Here is a 15,680-nt window from a genome sequence, read left to right as displayed (position 1 = left end):
AGAATGCATGAGGAAGGATTCGGCCATGGCGGTAATTGAGGAACGCATTCCGCAAGTCAAGCAGCAACGTCCCAGACGAAAAGGAAACCGTAAACTGGTATTTTGGCTCGTGCTGTTTTTTCTTACTGTACTTATCATTGTTTTTATTCGCTCACCGTACAGCAAGGTGCAGGAAATCCAGGTTATCGGAAACGACATTTACACCACAGAGCAAATCGTCCAGCAATCGGGTCTGCAACGCGACATGCAATTTCTCAATGTGTGGGAGAGCAGCGTGCAAAGCAATTTGGCGCCGCTTGAGGGCGTCAAGAACGTGACGGTCAGCCGTTCTTTTCCGGGAGTGATCCGGCTGCACGTAACGGAGCAAAAGCGCGTCGCCTTCTGGAATGGACAAGACGGCAGCCGCTATCCGCTGCTCGAAAACGGCAAGGTGCTGAAGCAGGTGAATTTTGCCGATCGCGTGGTGGACAGGCCCTTGATCAGCTCCTGGGCAGCGCCTGAGCTGCTCCCCAATCTCGCCAAAGCGTTGTCCCGCCTCACACCGAATGTGCTCGCCGAAATTTCGGACATAACTCTGACGCCAACGGTGTACGATAAGCAGCGGGTAACCTTGTACATGCGCGACGGAAACGAAGTGCGCAGCGTGGTCTACAAGCTGGATAAAATGTTGAACTGGTATCCGGCGATCGTGGCAGAGCTGCCGGCAGGAACAAAAGGGGTGCTCTCCATGTTCGAGCAGCCGTGGTTTGTTCCGTACGGTGCGGGAAGTGATGCCATTCCGATAGCAGGCAACCAGGAGCAGACAGAAAAGCCGCAGTAAAGAAAAAAGGGGTAGCAGACAATGAGTCGTCGCCGCAAATTTCATCTTTATTTAACCGTCGTGACGCTTTGTACAGGCTTTCTGGTAGCAACCTCGTTTGAGACTACCAAGCTCACGCGCAAAGAGCGGTTGAATGATCAGCTGTTCCAGCAGGAAACACAATTGAATGACCGGATTTTATCCGAAAAAGAACAAAACAGGCATTTGGAAAACCAGCTGATTGATTTGCAGCGCCAGGTAGGCAAAGTCGAGGAAGCGATGGCTCAGCAAAAATCTGAGGCAGCCGACACACTCGCCCAGCTGGAGGCTGCGCGTATGCTCTCCGGCGTGGTCGCTGTAGAAGGCCCTGGTCTTGTCATCACGATGCAGGACAGCCAATCGGCAGCAAGCAGCTCGGACATCGCCAATTACATCGTGCATGAGCAAGATGTGCGTCTGGTCGTCAATGAACTGCGCGCAGCGGGAGCCGAGGCGATCAGCATCAACGGCCAGAGACTGGTAAGCAACTCTTCCATCCGCTGTGTCGGTCCGACGATCATCGTCAACGGAATCAAGTCTGCCGCTCCTTTTGTCATCTCGGCAATCGGCAATCCTGAGACGATGGAGAGTGCCCTCCATTTGCCAGGAGGAGTATTGCAATCTCTGCAAGACTTTGTTCAAATCGACTTGGCGAAAAAAGAGAAGGTGCAGCTCCCGGCCTTCGTTGGTGACGCCAAAACGAAACACTCCTAAAAGGTAAAAGGATGCGTTTGCCCTATGTTACAAAAAAGCCGTAAAATCACGTTTATTCTTGCCATTATTAGTGCTATCATAGGTGTGATGTTGGCTGTGCAATTGCGCAGCAGCCTCCATCCGGTACATAAGGAGTCTCGCAGCATTGCGGAACTCCGGACCACGCTGCAAAAAGAGCTGGAGAAACACAAAAACCTGCTTGCAGATATTTCCAAGTACAATCAGCTGTACTACCAATACGAAACCGCATTAAGTGAAGACGAGAGCATTTCGGTCATGAAGGAAGAGCTGGAGCGAAACCGTCGAATGGCTGGAATGGTAGAGGTCGAGGGGGAAGGCATCGTGCTGGAAGTTGTCGATGCCCACACGCCTACAGAGCCGATTCTGGACGAACACATGCAGGTGCCTGTTGTAGGTGAATACACGATTGACGATGAAGATTTGCGTTGGCTGGTCAATATCCTGTTTGCGAACGGAGCGCAAGCGGTGTCCATTAACGATCATCGGTTGATTGCCACTTCCGCGATCCGCAATGTAGGGGCTGTCATCCAGATTGATACGAGGACGATACAGCCTCCATATGAAATAAAAGCATTGGGAGAGCCTGACGTGCTTTTGTCCGCGATGAAGCTGGAGGGTGTCGAAGAGAACTTTCAGCTGGCGAACAAAAAAGTGTTGGCCGAAAAACGGGACAAGCTGTTGATTTCCGCAAACAAAGAAACACGTGTCATCCAATTTATGAAACCTGTTAAAGAAAAAGGAGATTCGTAACCATGTGGCTCCCGCTTATCGGACTGATTGTCGGTCTCGCTGTCGGCTTCCTTCTGGATTGGCGCGTGCCCCAGGAGTATAGCAGCTATCTTTCCATAGCTCTGTTGGCTGGATTGGATACGATCTTTGGGGGGATTCGCTCCTTCTTGGAACGCACCTTCAACGTTCGGATCTTCATGTCCGGATTCTTTTTCAATACGCTCTTTGCAGCTGGGCTGGCCTTCATCGGAGGTTTCCTCGGGATTGATCTGTACCTGGCAGCCATCGTGGCTTTCGGGGTGCGTCTCTTCAATAACCTGGCTGTGATTAGGAGAATAGTTCTATCCCGTTGGATCAATCAGCAAGAATAGCCCGAACAAATGGGAAGATGGTCATTTTTTTACAAAAATTCTAGATGAAAAAAAGGGAATGGTTGTCCTGTGTGGAATAATTTATGCAGGTGTTCTCATTTTAGCAAGACAAAAGACGTAGCAGGGGAGGTGTCACAGGTTTGGTAAGTAATGAACTCATCGTCAGCCTAGACATTGGAACATCCAAAGTACGCGTCATGATCGGCGAGATCAACAACGGTTCCATCAACATCATCGGCGTCGGACAATCACACTCAGAAGGCATCAAGAAGGGCGTGATTGTTGACATCGACCAAACCGTGCATGCCATCCGGGAAGCAGTCGATCATGCTGAACGCATGGTTGGCGTTTCTATCGAAGAAGTGTATGTGGGGATCACTGGAAACCATATCGAGTTGCATGAAACCCAAGGGGTTGTCGCTGTATCCAGCGAAGACCGTGAGATACGAGAAGAAGATATCCAACGCGTCATTCAGGCAGCGAAGGTTGTAGCGATTCCGCCGGACCGTGAAATCATCGAGGTAGTTCCAAAGGAGTATATCGTAGATGGGCAGGGTAGTATCAAAGACCCTCGCGGGATGATTGGTGTCCGACTGGAAATGGAAGGGACCATTGTAACCGGATTGAAAACGGTTGTACATAACATCGTTCGCTGTGCTCAACGAACCAATCTGCGTGTAGCTGGAATTTTCTTGCAACCGCTTGCGGCTAGCACGGTTGCCCTATCCAAAGATGACAAAAATATGGGTGTCGTTCTTGTCGACATCGGTGCGGGTTCTACCACGATCGGTGTATTCGAGCAAGGTAAGCTGGCCGCTACCACCGTGATCGGCATCGGTGGCGACCATATCACAAGCGACATTTCACTAGGATTGCGTACCCATACGGATGTGGCAGACCGCGTGAAAATAAAAAACGGTTGTGCGTTGATCGATGAAGCTTCTGAAGATGTGAAATTCAAGGTGAACCGGATTGGCAGTGAAGTAGAAAAGCAGTTTACCCAAGTAGACTTGGCCAATATCATTGAGCCGCGCGCTGCAGAAATATTCCAATTAGTCGAGGATGCTGTCTACAAGATGGGCTTCCGCGACGAGATTGCAGGCGGCTACGTCCTGACTGGCGGTACAGTAGCAATGCCTGGCATGCTGGAATTGGCAAAAGAAGAATTGGACGCACCTGTTCGCATCGCAATTCCTGATTACATCGGAGTGCGGGATCCTGCCTACACCACAGGGGTAGGTTTGATTCAATATGCCTTGCAGTTGATGGAGCGCCGCAGCGTACGCGTCACCCCCTCATTCAAGGGCACTCAGAAGCAAACCGTTGCCAAGCAGCCAAAAGAAGGCGGCGGTTTGATGGAAAAAGTGAAAAACTGGTTTAGCGAATTTATTTAGTCGCTTTGCCGTAGTTAGCACAATGGCGAAAATTGGAACGTTTCGTTCTTTTGAAATCATGGAAGAGAATAACGGGATGTCCCATTCGTTTGTCAATCGGCTTCTTGGGCCACAAGTTTTTATGTTGAATTGGGGAGGACTAGCAATATGCTGGAATTTGATATGGACATGGAATCCTTTGCACGAATTAAAGTAATTGGGTGCGGCGGCGGCGGCAGCAATGCTGTAAACCGCATGATTGCAGGCGGCGTGAAAGGGGTAGAATTTATCACCCTGAACACCGATGCACAGGCGCTCCAATTGTCCAGTGCCGAGATTAAACTGCAAATCGGGGAAAAGCTGACACGCGGTCTCGGAGCAGGTGCGAATCCGGAAATCGGCAAAAAGGCGGCGGAAGAGAGCCGCGATTTGATTGAAAATGCTCTGCGCGGTGCAGATATGGTATTCGTTACGGCGGGAATGGGCGGAGGAACCGGTACTGGTGCAGCCCCTGTTGTCGCTGAGATCGCCAAGGAGATGGGCGCTCTTACGGTGGGTGTCGTGACTCGTCCTTTCTCTTTCGAGGGGCGCAAGCGTTCCCAGCACGGTGAGGCTGGTATTGCGGCACTCAAGGAAAAAGTGGATACGCTGATCGTCATTCCTAACGATCGTTTGCTGGAAATCGTAGATAAAAACACACCTATGCTCGAAGCGTTCCGTGAAGCGGACAACATTTTGCGCCAAGGGGTTCAAGGGATTTCCGACCTGATCGCTGTACCGGGTCTGATCAACTTGGACTTTGCAGACGTGAAGACGATCATGACCGAGCGCGGCTCCGCTTTGATGGGGATCGGCGTAGGCAGCGGGGAAAACCGTGCGGCTGAAGCAGCGCGCCGTGCCATTTCCAGCCCGCTCTTGGAAACATCGATTGACGGTGCTCGCGGCGTTCTGATGAACATCACAGGCGGCACCAACTTGAGCTTGTACGAAGTAAACGAAGCAGCAGATATCGTTTCTTCGGCAGCAGACCCAGATGTAAACATGATCTTCGGTGCGGTCATCAACGAAGATTTGAAAAATGAACTGGTAGTTACGGTCATTGCAACGGGATTCGAGCATTCCCAGCGCGTACCGGAAGCACCGCGCCGCCAGCAACAACCGATCAATACTGCTGGCAACCGTCCGACACCGATTTCCAACACGAATACGGGCCGTGCCAAAGAAGAAGAGGATGACAAGTCCTTCTTCTCCATGAGCAATCTCGACAACCTCGATATTCCAGCATTCCTGCGAAATCGTCGTCGCAACAAAAAATAGGCCACAAAAGTGGAAAAGCCTTGTTCTCTTTTCGGAGACAAGGCTTTTTTCTGTGAAAAACGTCTCGACGCTGTGCATTTGCTTGAAATAGAACCAAAAACGTTAGACAAAAAATCCAAAAAAACACCGTCAAGAATTGACAGACTTTACATACACATTGATATATACTGCTTTTACTGATAGAGCCAGCGCTATAAAAGCGGCGTCCTGGCGCTACACATACGGCAACTCTTGCAGCTCTCGGATTTTCGCCCAGGCGAAAACAGATCGGAGGTGAGGGCAAGTGGTTGTGTATCTTGATATCATTCTACTCCTCAACCTGGCTATTGATACCTTGTTGCTCTGGTTTACCGCGTATTTTCGCAAAGAGCGCGTGGTGTGGTGGAGAATGATCGCGGCCTCATTGTTCGGTTGTTCGTATTTGGTCTTTTTCTTTTTCCCTGCGTTTTCGCCTATGTATCAATGGTCAGTCAAGCTGTTGTTTTCCATTCTCATGCTGTGGATTGCATTCGGGAACAGGAGGTTGTTGTCCTTTGCGCAAAACTTGATCATTTTTTATTTTGTCGCTTTTGTTTTTGGCGGAGGAGTATTCGGGCTTCAATACTTTTTGGCGCCGCGAAACGAAATTGTCAACGGATTGATTGTGACGCACAACGACGGTTTTGGAGTGGGCTTCAAGCCTACCCTCGCGATTGTGGTCATCGGGTTTCTGCTCGTCTTTTTCCTCGGGAAAAAGAGCTACAAAGCGATTCAGGAGCCGCGAAGAATGGAGACGTTCCTCGTCGATGTCGTGGTGACTGTCGCAAAAGAAAAAGTCATTTGCCGCGGTCTCGTGGATACAGGCAATCAGCTGCACGAGCCGATCACGCGTCTGCCGGTGATGATTATCGAAAGCCGCATGCTGGCTCATCTGCTTCCGCCGTCGCTTCTCCGACAAACCGATGAAAACGGTGGAGTGTGGGAGAAGCTGGACGGATCCTGGGATGACCTGCCGCTGGAATGGCAAGCTCGGGTACGGCTCATCCCGTACCGGAGCGTGTCGCGGGGAATGGATTTTTTGCTTGCGATCAAGCCGGATCATGTGATGGTTGTACAGGAAGGACTTCGCTATGAAACGGAAAAAGTGCTGATCGGGCTTAACCCGATTCCGCTTTCGGCAGACGGCAAGTACCAGGCGATCGTACATCCTGCCATGATGGAAGCATATACGCAAGAACCTACCTTTATTCTCAAACAGGAGGGCTAATCATGTATGTAAAACTTCGCCTACAACTCCAGTTGACCTGGTACCGTTTCCTGCTGTGGATTGGTGCACGCGCTGAAGAAGTCTATTACATTGGCGGGAGTGAAGCATTGCCTCCACCGTTGACGAGAGAAGAAGAGGAACTGCTTCTGGGCCGCCTGCCTTCGGGCGATCCCGCCGTGCGCGGCATGCTGATCGAGCGCAACTTGCGGCTGGTTGTCTACATCGCCCGCAAATTCGAAAATACCGGGATCAACATCGAGGATTTGGTCAGCATCGGGACGATCGGCTTGATTAAAGCGGTCAACACGTTTGACCCGGAGAAAAACATCAAGCTGGCGACATACGCCTCCCGCTGTATCGAAAACGAGATTTTGATGTACTTGCGCCGCAACAACAAGATTCGCTCCGAGGTGTCTTTTGACGAACCGCTCAATATCGACTGGGATGGCAACGAACTGCTTTTGTCCGATGTGCTCGGTACAGAAAATGACACGATCTATAAAAATATCGAAGACCAGGTAGACCGCAAGCTGCTGAAAAAAGCGCTGGATAAGCTGTCCGAGCGGGAGCGAATCATCATGGAGCTGCGCTTCGGCCTCGCTGGGGAAGAGGAGAAGACGCAAAAAGACGTCGCGGACTTGCTCGGGATCTCCCAGTCGTATATTTCCCGTTTGGAAAAGCGAATTATAAAACGGTTGCGAAAAGAGTTCAACAAAATGGTCTAACGCATATTTTCCCAGCCTCAGGGGATACTGTTCCTAAACCGTAACAGATGGTGGTTTTTGCCACCTTCTTGGCGGCTACGCGTCAGTACGCGGCCTTTCAAGACAACCGGGTTAGGGACTTTTTTCTTGCTTCGAGGAGGGAAAGACGTGACGCGCAATAAGGTAGAGATATGCGGGGTAGATACCTCCAAACTGCCGGTGCTGACAAACAAGGAAATGCGGGATTTGTTTGAGCGCCTGCAAAGCGGAGAGCTGGCTGCCCGCGAGAAACTGGTCAACGGCAACCTGCGTCTGGTGCTGAGTGTCATCCAAAGATTTAACAACCGCGGAGAGTTCGTCGACGACCTGTTTCAGGTAGGCTGCATCGGATTGATGAAAGCGATCGACAACTTTGATCTCGGGCAAAACGTTAAATTTTCCACGTACGCGGTACCGATGATCATCGGGGAGATCAGGCGCTATTTGCGCGACAACAACCCGATTCGCGTTTCCCGCTCGTTGCGGGACATCGCCTACAAAGCCCTTCAGGTGCGAGACAATCTGACCAACAAGCATTCGCGAGAGCCCACCATTACCGAGATTTCTCAAGAATTGAACGTTGCCAAGGAAGACGTCGTGTTCGCGCTGGATGCCATTCAGGACCCGGTATCGCTTTTCGAGCCGATCTATCAGGATGGCGGAGATCCGATCTACGTCATGGATCAAATCAGCGACGAGAAGAACAAGGATGTCACATGGGTAGAAGAAATCGCGCTCCGCGAAGGAATGCAACGTCTGGGTGATCGGGAAAAAATGATTTTATCCATGCGCTTTTACGAGGGAAAAACCCAGATGGAAGTAGCAGAAGAAATCGGAATTTCGCAGGCACAGGTCTCCCGGTTGGAAAAAGCGGCGATCGCTCATATGCAAAAGCACGTGCAATCGTAATGAGAAGCTACATAGGTCCCGACGGTCTTCGTGCCGTTGGGTTTTTTTATGGCTGGCGATTCGTGGCTGCCTTTTGTTTTTTCCGGCGAAGAAGGACATATTCTCCGGCGGGTTCATATACTGAGAGTAACGGAGAAAAGTGGGTGAGGAGAATGGTGAAAATCTCTGACTTCCAGACAAAAGAAGTGGTCAATATCCTGGATGGGAAGCGGCTGGGAACGATATCCGATTTGGAGATCGATCTGCGTCACGGACGTGTGGAAGCCATTGTCGTGCCGGGGCCGGGCAAATTCCTCGGATTTTTTTCCTCCGGGAATGATTATGTTATCCCGTGGCGCAATATTGTGAAGATCGGAAAAGATGTGGTGCTGGTCCGGATGGAGGAAGCACTGAAGGTAGAAGCCAGAACTTCTGGCGCAGATGAATACAGGGAGTAGAGGGGGAAAGGCGTCAGTTAGCCTTTCTTTTCTTTTCGGCTATGGTATGATAAGCCATATGAGGAAGGTGACAGGATGAGAGAACCGTTTGGCTTGGAAGAGGATAAATCTGTGTTGACGCTGACGGATTGGGAAAAGCATTTTCCGGGCCTGGTGGCGGGGTTTACCGTTCGCCTTGGCGGGGAAAGTGAACAACCGTACGGCTCGTTTAATATGGGCTTGCATGTGGGAGACGAGGCAAGCCGCGTTGTCGCAAATCGGAAAAAGCTGGCCGAGCAGGTCGGGATGCCTTTTGAAGCATGGACGTGCGCGGATCAGGTTCACGGCAACCGCGTTTGCCAGGTGAGTGCTGGCGGAGCGGGCAAGGAGAGTCTGGACGATGTCATTGCCGCCACAGACGGCTTGTTTACCCGGGAAAAGGGCGTTTTGCTCACCTCGTTTTACGCTGATTGCGTACCGCTCTTTTTTCTGGACCCGGCAACAGGGGCGATTGGTCTGGCTCACGCAGGCTGGAAGGGCACAGTGGGACGTATTGCCGAGGAAATGGTCAAGTCGCTGCAAACGCATTGCGGGGCGCAGCCAGCGGACATTCGCGTAGCCATCGGGCCGTCCATCGGGGGCTGCTGCTACGAAGTGGATGAACGGATCATGACGCAAGTGCGGACGAGCGCGCAAAACTGGGAGACCGCGGTAACGGCTTCTGCCGCAGCAGAGAAGTACATGCTGGATCTTCGCCAGCTGAACACGGAGATTTTGCTGGAAGCGGGGATTGCCAAGCAGCATTTGCTCGTAACAGACTGGTGTACAAGCTGCCGTACAGACTTGTTCTTCTCGCATCGAAAAGAAGCCGGAACGGCCGGGACGACAGGGCGAATGGCTTCTTACATCGGATGGAAAGAGACAGAAGGGAGATAAAAAGTCGTGGGAATCAAGGAACAGGAATTGTTGAAAGCAAGAATGGAAGCGATCGAAGCGCGGATTCAGGCGGCGTGCGACAGAGCAAACCGCAAGCGCGAGGACGTCAAAATCATTGCCGTAACGAAATACGTCGATGAGCAGGCAATCGGTGATTTGCTGGATGTCGGAATCGAGCATATCGGGGAAAATCGCGTGCAGGACGCCCTGCCCAAATACGAGTTGCATAAGGAGCGCGGCACGTGGCATTTTATCGGACATTTGCAAACGAATAAGGCCAAAGAGGTCGTCGGGCGTTTCCCGTACATCCACTCGCTGGATCGCCTTTCGCTCGCACAAGAGCTGAATCGACGCGCCGAGGCGATTGATCAGGTCGTAAATTGCTTTTTGCAAGTCAATATATCCGGTGAAGAGACAAAATTTGGGCTTAGTCCCAACGATGTATTGGCTTTTTTGCGTGAAACCAGTAATATGAAACATATAAAGATCGTCGGATTGATGACGATGGCGCCTGTTGTCGATGACCAGGAGGAAGCGAGACAAGTATTTCGCGGCCTCTACGAGTGGAAGGCACGAATTAATGAGTGCGCATTCCCCCATGCTCATATCGAAGAATTGTCGATGGGCATGTCCAGTGATTTTGAAGTGGCGATTGAAGAGGGAGCTACATATATTCGTCTGGGCTCTGTTTTGGTCAAGCCGGAATAGGGAAAAGAACCGTCAGACACGACAACGAGCAGGAGAGGAGGCAGTATATGGGTGTAATGAACAAGCTGATGGGGTTTCTGGGTTTGGAAAACGAGGAATACATCGAAGAAACCACAGTCGAAGAGGAACGGGATGAATACGATTCCAGCAATAAAAAGCATCAGCCTGTCAGCAGGGCGAATAACGTGGTGCCGTTCCAGGCGCGGGAAAAGGAGGGAATCCGTTTGATTCTCTGCGAACCCCGTCATTATAGCGATGCGCAAGACATTGCCGATAATCTCCGTCATCGCAGACCCGTTGTAGTCAATCTGCATCGTGTGGAAAAAGATCAGGCGAAGCGAATTATCGACTTTTTGAGCGGAACCGTCTACGCGCTGAATGGCGACATTCAAAAGGTTGGCGATACGATTTTTGTATGCACGCCTGACCATGTAGACATTCAAGGGACGATCTCCAGCGTACTGGAAGAGTAACGGACTAACACGATAAAAAGGGTGAGCGAATGGACTACGTATTTACCATTTTAGATTATGCTTTCGGTGTGTATCAATTTATGATTATCGCCTACATCTTGATGTCGTGGGTTCCACAAATGAGAGAGACAGGTATCGGGCAATTACTGGAAAGGCTTGTAGAGCCTTATTTGGCTCCGTTTCGCCGGTTTATCCCGACACTTGGTTTTATTGATATTTCTCCGATCGTCGCTTTGCTCGCCTTGCGTTTTGCTTATTTCGGTTTGATCAGCATTTTGGATAAGCTGGCGTAAGGTGTGTGGATAACGGATGAGCGTATTTGATCATTTTGCAAAAGAAGAACGTCCCTTTGCGGAACGGGCGCTGGAAATGCTGACGCTGGTAGAGCGGAAGCAGGCCATGCGCCTTACTGATTTTGTGGACCCCAGACAATTGCTGATTTTAAAAAGCTTGTGCTCGCAAGTTCGCGATGTGAAAATATCCGCCAGCGGAGGCTATGAAGGCGCGGAACGCGTGCGTGTGATCATCCACCCGGAGTACATGGAGGTCGAGCAGGACGACTACCGCCTCGCCCTTTTGGCGATTCAGGCAGATCAACGCTTTCATACGCTGGAGCATCGCGATGTGATGGGAGCTGTCCTGAGTGCCGGGATGAAGCGGGAAAAATTCGGCGACATGCTGACGGACGCCGGGACTTGCTATGTCATTGCGGCGGAGGAAGTGGTTGACTTCGTTTGCCTGCAAGTCACGCAGATTCACCGTACTTCCGTGCAGGTTGAACGCGTGGCGTGGGAGTCGTTCACGCCGCCTGCTGCCCGCCTGGTCGAAAAGACAATTACCGTTCCTTCGCCGCGAATGGATGCGGTGATCGGAGAAGTGCACAACATGTCCCGGGCAAAAGCACTGGTCCCGATTCGCGCAGGCAAAGTCAAGGTCAACTGGAAAGTGACCGAAGATCCGTCGACTCAGCTTGCAGAAGGCGACATGGTGTCACTTGCCGGCTTCGGACGGTTCAAAATCATCGAGGTAACGGGAACAACCCGCAGTGGAAGACTTCGCATGATTGTCGGACTGGTTACATAAAATGAAGCAGGCCGCAAAAAAATGTAAAATAAGGCAGGAAACAAAGCCGATTCTGTCGAAACCATAAGTACGAATTATCGGAAAAGTGGGGGGTTCATGTGCCATTAACGCCATTGGATATACACAATAAAGAATTTAGCACAGGCTTTCGCGGGTACAACGTCGACGAAGTAAACGAATTTCTCGATCAGGTGATCAAGGACTTCGAACTTCTCATTAAAGAGAAAAAGGAACTGGAAGAACGAATCGCTATTCTCAATGAGCGTGTGGACCATTATAAGAGCTTGGAAGAAAACTTGAGCAAATCGATTCTGGTCGCCCAGGAGACAGCGGAGGACGTCAAGTCCAATGCCCGCAAGGAAGCACAGCTGATTTTGAAGGAAGCAGAGAAAAACGCGGATCGGATTGTCAACGAAGCGTTGGCCAAATCCCGGAAGATTGCCATCGAAATCGAAGAATTGAAAAAACGCGCGTCCGTGTACCGCATGCGCTTCCGCACTCTTTTGGAAGCACAGCTGGAAATGCTGGAGCAGGGCGCCTGGGATGATATCGAGCAGGCTGATTCTGCGGTCGCTGTTGAATAAAACATTGACGATGTGCCGATATTGGTACTATAATGTAAAACAACTTTGTCGAAAAAATCAGCCCATATAAACATGAGACGATGAACGGGAAGAGTACGCGGAACAGCACTGCCAAAGAGAGTCGGGACCAGGTGAAAACCCGACCAGTTGCCCCGCCGAAAATCACCCGGGAGTTCAATATCCGAAAGCTTATGCCGCGAGTTTGCGACGGCATCGGCGAGTAAGTGAGCGAGTCATTCCCGTTACGAATGAACGAGTGGAACCAATCACGCCTGCTTTGTATGAGCAGCGATTTGGTTCAATCAGGGTGGTAACACGGGAGCTTTCTCTCGTCCCTTTTTGGGGATGGGAGAAGGCTTTTATTTATTTTCTAGGAGTGAATCAGGCTATGGACTACAGCAAAACCTTATCGCTACCAAAAACCGATTTCCCGATGCGCGGAAACTTGCCAAGCCGCGAGCCGCAAATGCAGGAGAAATGGGAAGAGCAAAACATTTACCAACAAGTGCTTGCGCGTACCGAAGGCCGTCCTTCGTTCGTTCTGCATGACGGACCTCCGTATGCCAACGGAGATATTCATATCGGGCACGCACTGAACAAAATTCTCAAAGACTTCATCGTTCGCTACAAGTCCATGGCCGGCTTCTACGCGCCGTATATTCCGGGCTGGGATACGCATGGATTGCCGATCGAGCAGGCGATTGTCAACGCACAAGGTCTGGATCGCCGCAGCATCGAGGTAAACGACTTCCGCAAGCGTTGCGAAGAGTATGCCTGGTCTTACATTGACAAGCAGCGCGACCAGTTCAAGCGTCTGGGTGTTCGCGGCGATTGGGAAAATCCGTATGTGACGCTTCTCCCTGAGTATGAAGCCAACCAAATTCGCGTTTTTGGCGAGATGGCGAAAAAAGGCTACATCTACAAAGGGCTGCGTTGTGTATACTGGTCCCCGTCTTCTGAGACCGCACTGGCGGATGCTGAAATCGAGTACAAGGACAAGCGTTCTCCGTCCATTTACGTCAGCTTCCAGGTAGCAGATGGCAAAGGCAAGCTGGATACAGAGACAGGCGTTGTCATCTGGACGACGACACCTTGGACGATCCCGGCCAACCTGGCGATCTCGCTCCATCCTGAACTGGAGTACAACGTCGTAAAAGCAGACGGCCGCAAATTCCTCGTTGCCAACGGACTGATCGAGGCGGCAAGCAAGGAAATCGGCTGGGAAGGCGTGGAAATTGTCGCCAGCTTCAAAGGTCAGGAGCTGGAAGGCGTATTGACCAAGCACCCGATCTACGACCGCACATCCCCATTGATCCTCGGAGAACACGTGACGCTCGATGCAGGTACGGGTTGCGTGCATACCGCTCCTGGACACGGGGAAGACGACTTTGCCGTCGGACAAAAATATAATCTGGGTGTACTCTGCCCGGTCGACCACGAAGGAAAAATGACCAGTGAAGCACCGGGTTTCGAAGGTCTTTTCTACGAGGATGCGAACAAGGTCATCACCGAAAAGCTGAAAGAAAATGGAGCGCTCTTAAAGCTGAGCTTCTTCACGCACTCCTACCCGCATGACTGGCGCACGAAAAAGCCGGTTATCTACCGTGCGACAGAACAATGGTTTGCTTCCATCGACGGCTTCCGCGCACAAATGCTGGAAGCGATCAAAAACGTGAAGTGGATTCCGCATTGGGGAGAAACCCGCCTGGCGAACATGATTGCAGATCGTGGCGACTGGTGCATTTCCCGTCAACGCGTATGGGGTGTTCCGATCCCGATTTTCTACTGCAAATCTTGCAATGAGCCAATCATCAACGACGCGACGATCAACCATATCGCCGAGTTGTTCCGCAAAGAAGGTTCTTCTGTCTGGTTTGCCCGCGAAGCAAACGAGCTGGTTCCGGAAGGTCTTGCTTGCAGCAAATGCGACTGCAAAGATTTCCGCAAAGAGACAGACATCATGGACGTATGGTTCGACTCCGGTTCTTCCCACCAGGCTGTTCTGCGCGAGCGCGGCATCGCTTGGCCGGCTGACATGTACCTGGAAGGTTCCGACCAGTACCGCGGCTGGTTCAACTCCTCTCTGTCTACCGGAGTGGCCGTCTATGGCACGGCTCCGTACAAGGCTGTCCTGAGCCACGGTTTTGCTCTCGACGGGGAAGGCCGCAAAATGTCCAAGTCGCTTGGCAACACAGTAGTGCCGCAACAAGTAATCGACAAGCTGGGCGCCGATATTTTGCGCCTGTGGGTAGCCTCTGTTGATTATCAGGCAGACGTGCGCATTTCTGACGCGATCCTGAATCAGATCGCCGAAGTGTACCGCAAAATCCGCAACACGTTCCGCTTCCTGCTCGGCAACCTGGACGGATTCGACCCGGCAAAAGACCGCGTAGCCTATGAGCAGTTGGGCGAGCTGGACCGTTATGTGCTGGCAAAAGCGGCGAAAGTCGTGAAGCGTTCCCGCAAGGCATACGACGAATACCAGTTCCACACCGTTTTCCATGCGGTGCACAACTTCTGCGTCATCGACTTGTCTGCTTTCTACCTGGACATCTGCAAAGACCGTCTGTATGTAGAAGCACCTGACAGTGTAAAACGCCGCGCAGCACAAACCGTCATGTACGATTGCCTGCTCAGCCTGGTGAAGCTGGTAGCGCCGCTCTTGCCGCATACCGCTGACGAAGTGTGGGCGTTCATTCCGGGAGTGTCCGAACAAAGCGTGCAGCTGACAGACATGCCAGAAGGCGACGAGCAGCACCTGAGCTTCTCCGCAGAGGCAGAAAGCAAGTGGGACGCTTTCCTCGCTGTACGCGATGAAGTGCTCAAAGCCATGGAAGAAGCGCGCCGCAACAAAGTATTCGGAAATTCCGTGGATGCCAAGCTGGCGCTGTATCCGCAAACGGAAGAAGCAGCGAAAGCATTGGCTGCCATGGACGATCTGGCTGACCTGTTCATCGTCGCTCACGTCGATCTGCACGCCCAGGGCGAAGCAGCTCCGGCAGAGGCAGCACAACTCGAAGGCATCGCAGTTGTCGTCTCGGCGGCTGACGGTGAAAAATGCGAGCGTTGCCGCGTCGTGAAGCAAGACGTGGGTACACGCGAAGCGCATCCATCGCTCTGCGTGCGCTGCGCAGACATCGTGGAACAACACTACGCACATGTAAGCGAATCGTAATGATTTCAAACCTGCCATTCCAATCGGGGTGGCAGGTTTTTTGT

General features: G+C 51.6%; 17 protein-coding genes and 1 other annotated feature. All 17 genes read left to right on the top strand.

The genetic code is table 11. The annotated features are described in order from the left end of the window. Positions 1 to 25 precede the first annotated feature (25 nt). Positions 26 to 820: a cell division protein FtsQ/DivIB gene (locus HP435_RS18140; RefSeq protein WP_173599288.1), complete on the top strand. Its 795-nt coding sequence runs from the start codon at positions 26 to 28 to the stop codon at positions 818 to 820. Positions 821 to 841: 21 nt separating this feature from the next. Next, positions 842 to 1,552, top strand: a complete 711-nt coding sequence (locus HP435_RS18135) for a DUF881 domain-containing protein (RefSeq protein ID WP_063230397.1) — start codon at positions 842 to 844, stop codon at positions 1,550 to 1,552. Positions 1,553 to 1,576: 24 nt separating this feature from the next. Continuing rightward, a complete protein-coding gene (locus HP435_RS18130) occupies positions 1,577 to 2,323 on the top strand; it encodes a DUF881 domain-containing protein (RefSeq protein ID WP_122965011.1) in 747 nt (248 codons plus the stop codon). Between the two features lie 2 nt (positions 2,324 to 2,325). After that, positions 2,326 to 2,673, top strand: a complete 348-nt coding sequence (locus HP435_RS18125) for a small basic family protein (protein ID WP_005832967.1) — start codon at positions 2,326 to 2,328, stop codon at positions 2,671 to 2,673. A 140-nt stretch (positions 2,674 to 2,813) separates the two neighbouring features. Next, the gene (gene ftsA / locus HP435_RS18120) at positions 2,814 to 4,067 is read left to right on the top strand and encodes a cell division protein FtsA (protein WP_122965012.1); all 1,254 of its coding nucleotides are present in this window, start codon (positions 2,814 to 2,816) and stop codon (positions 4,065 to 4,067) included. Positions 4,068 to 4,214: 147 nt separating this feature from the next. Next, positions 4,215 to 5,363, top strand: a complete 1,149-nt coding sequence (gene ftsZ / locus HP435_RS18115; RefSeq protein ID WP_122965013.1) for a cell division protein FtsZ — start codon at positions 4,215 to 4,217, stop codon at positions 5,361 to 5,363. Positions 5,364 to 5,646: 283 nt separating this feature from the next. Continuing rightward, the gene (gene spoIIGA, locus HP435_RS18110; protein ID WP_122965014.1) at positions 5,647 to 6,609 is read left to right on the top strand and encodes a sigma-E processing peptidase SpoIIGA; all 963 of its coding nucleotides are present in this window, start codon (positions 5,647 to 5,649) and stop codon (positions 6,607 to 6,609) included. Between the two features lie 2 nt (positions 6,610 to 6,611). Then, positions 6,612 to 7,334: an RNA polymerase sporulation sigma factor SigE gene (gene sigE, locus HP435_RS18105; RefSeq protein WP_063230402.1), complete on the top strand. Its 723-nt coding sequence runs from the start codon at positions 6,612 to 6,614 to the stop codon at positions 7,332 to 7,334. Between the two features lie 147 nt (positions 7,335 to 7,481). After that, entirely contained in the window at positions 7,482 to 8,261 is a 780-nt protein-coding gene (sigG, locus tag HP435_RS18100) for an RNA polymerase sporulation sigma factor SigG (protein WP_005832957.1), read from the top strand. A 152-nt stretch (positions 8,262 to 8,413) separates the two neighbouring features. Then, positions 8,414 to 8,698, top strand: a complete 285-nt coding sequence (locus HP435_RS18095; RefSeq protein ID WP_063230403.1) for a YlmC/YmxH family sporulation protein — start codon at positions 8,414 to 8,416, stop codon at positions 8,696 to 8,698. Between the two features lie 75 nt (positions 8,699 to 8,773). Next, positions 8,774 to 9,613 carry a peptidoglycan editing factor PgeF gene (gene pgeF, locus HP435_RS18090; RefSeq protein WP_173599287.1) on the top strand — a complete coding sequence of 280 codons (840 nt, stop codon included), beginning with the start codon at positions 8,774 to 8,776 and terminating at the stop codon, positions 9,611 to 9,613. Between the two features lie 42 nt (positions 9,614 to 9,655). Beyond that, positions 9,656 to 10,321 carry a YggS family pyridoxal phosphate-dependent enzyme gene (locus HP435_RS18085; RefSeq protein ID WP_173597069.1) on the top strand — a complete coding sequence of 222 codons (666 nt, stop codon included), beginning with the start codon at positions 9,656 to 9,658 and terminating at the stop codon, positions 10,319 to 10,321. 47 nt (positions 10,322 to 10,368) lie between these two features. Beyond that, positions 10,369 to 10,794, top strand: coding sequence for a cell division protein SepF (locus HP435_RS18080; RefSeq protein WP_063230405.1), 426 nt, complete (start codon positions 10,369 to 10,371; stop codon positions 10,792 to 10,794). Between the two features lie 29 nt (positions 10,795 to 10,823). Further along, on the top strand, positions 10,824 to 11,087 hold the full coding sequence (locus HP435_RS18075; RefSeq protein WP_122965017.1) for a YggT family protein: 264 nt from the start codon (positions 10,824 to 10,826) through the stop codon (positions 11,085 to 11,087). Between the two features lie 16 nt (positions 11,088 to 11,103). Next, positions 11,104 to 11,877, top strand: coding sequence for a YlmH family RNA-binding protein (locus tag HP435_RS18070; RefSeq protein ID WP_173599286.1), 774 nt, complete (start codon positions 11,104 to 11,106; stop codon positions 11,875 to 11,877). A gap of 98 nt (positions 11,878 to 11,975) precedes the next feature. Then, positions 11,976 to 12,461 (top strand): DivIVA domain-containing protein, encoded by a 486-nt coding sequence (locus HP435_RS18065; protein WP_122965019.1) that lies wholly within the window; start codon positions 11,976 to 11,978, stop codon positions 12,459 to 12,461. A 71-nt stretch (positions 12,462 to 12,532) separates the two neighbouring features. After that, positions 12,533 to 12,801, top strand: a binding site (T-box leader). A gap of 48 nt (positions 12,802 to 12,849) precedes the next feature. Then, on the top strand, positions 12,850 to 15,636 hold the full coding sequence (gene ileS, locus HP435_RS18060; protein WP_173599285.1) for an isoleucine--tRNA ligase: 2,787 nt from the start codon (positions 12,850 to 12,852) through the stop codon (positions 15,634 to 15,636). The last annotated feature ends 44 nt before the right edge of the window (positions 15,637 to 15,680 follow it).

This window comes from Brevibacillus sp. HD3.3A (assembly GCF_013284375.2).
In the GTDB taxonomy this organism is placed as follows: domain Bacteria; phylum Bacillota; class Bacilli; order Brevibacillales; family Brevibacillaceae; genus Brevibacillus; species Brevibacillus parabrevis.
Note: the sequence above shows the minus strand (reverse complement) of the source record. Positions and strands in the feature narration are given on the sequence as shown.

Bases quoted from the DNA above. Each gene is read 5' to 3' on its own strand.
- HP435_RS18140 (WP_173599288.1), top strand. From the start codon at position 26: ATGGCGGTAATTGAGGAACGCATTCCGCAAGTCAAGCAGCAACGTCCC.
- HP435_RS18135 (WP_063230397.1), top strand. From the start codon at position 842: ATGAGTCGTCGCCGCAAATTTCATCTTTATTTAACCGTCGTGACGCTT.
- HP435_RS18130 (WP_122965011.1), top strand. From the start codon at position 1,577: ATGTTACAAAAAAGCCGTAAAATCACGTTTATTCTTGCCATTATTAGT.
- HP435_RS18125 (WP_005832967.1), top strand. From the start codon at position 2,326: ATGTGGCTCCCGCTTATCGGACTGATTGTCGGTCTCGCTGTCGGCTTC.
- ftsZ (WP_122965013.1), top strand. From the start codon at position 4,215: ATGCTGGAATTTGATATGGACATGGAATCCTTTGCACGAATTAAAGTA.
- sigE (WP_063230402.1), top strand. From the start codon at position 6,612: ATGTATGTAAAACTTCGCCTACAACTCCAGTTGACCTGGTACCGTTTC.
- HP435_RS18095 (WP_063230403.1), top strand. From the start codon at position 8,414: ATGGTGAAAATCTCTGACTTCCAGACAAAAGAAGTGGTCAATATCCTG.
- pgeF (WP_173599287.1), top strand. From the start codon at position 8,774: ATGAGAGAACCGTTTGGCTTGGAAGAGGATAAATCTGTGTTGACGCTG.
- HP435_RS18085 (WP_173597069.1), top strand. From the start codon at position 9,656: ATGGAAGCGATCGAAGCGCGGATTCAGGCGGCGTGCGACAGAGCAAAC.
- HP435_RS18080 (WP_063230405.1), top strand. From the start codon at position 10,369: ATGGGTGTAATGAACAAGCTGATGGGGTTTCTGGGTTTGGAAAACGAG.
- HP435_RS18075 (WP_122965017.1), top strand. From the start codon at position 10,824: ATGGACTACGTATTTACCATTTTAGATTATGCTTTCGGTGTGTATCAA.
- HP435_RS18070 (WP_173599286.1), top strand. From the start codon at position 11,104: ATGAGCGTATTTGATCATTTTGCAAAAGAAGAACGTCCCTTTGCGGAA.
- ileS (WP_173599285.1), top strand. From the start codon at position 12,850: ATGGACTACAGCAAAACCTTATCGCTACCAAAAACCGATTTCCCGATG.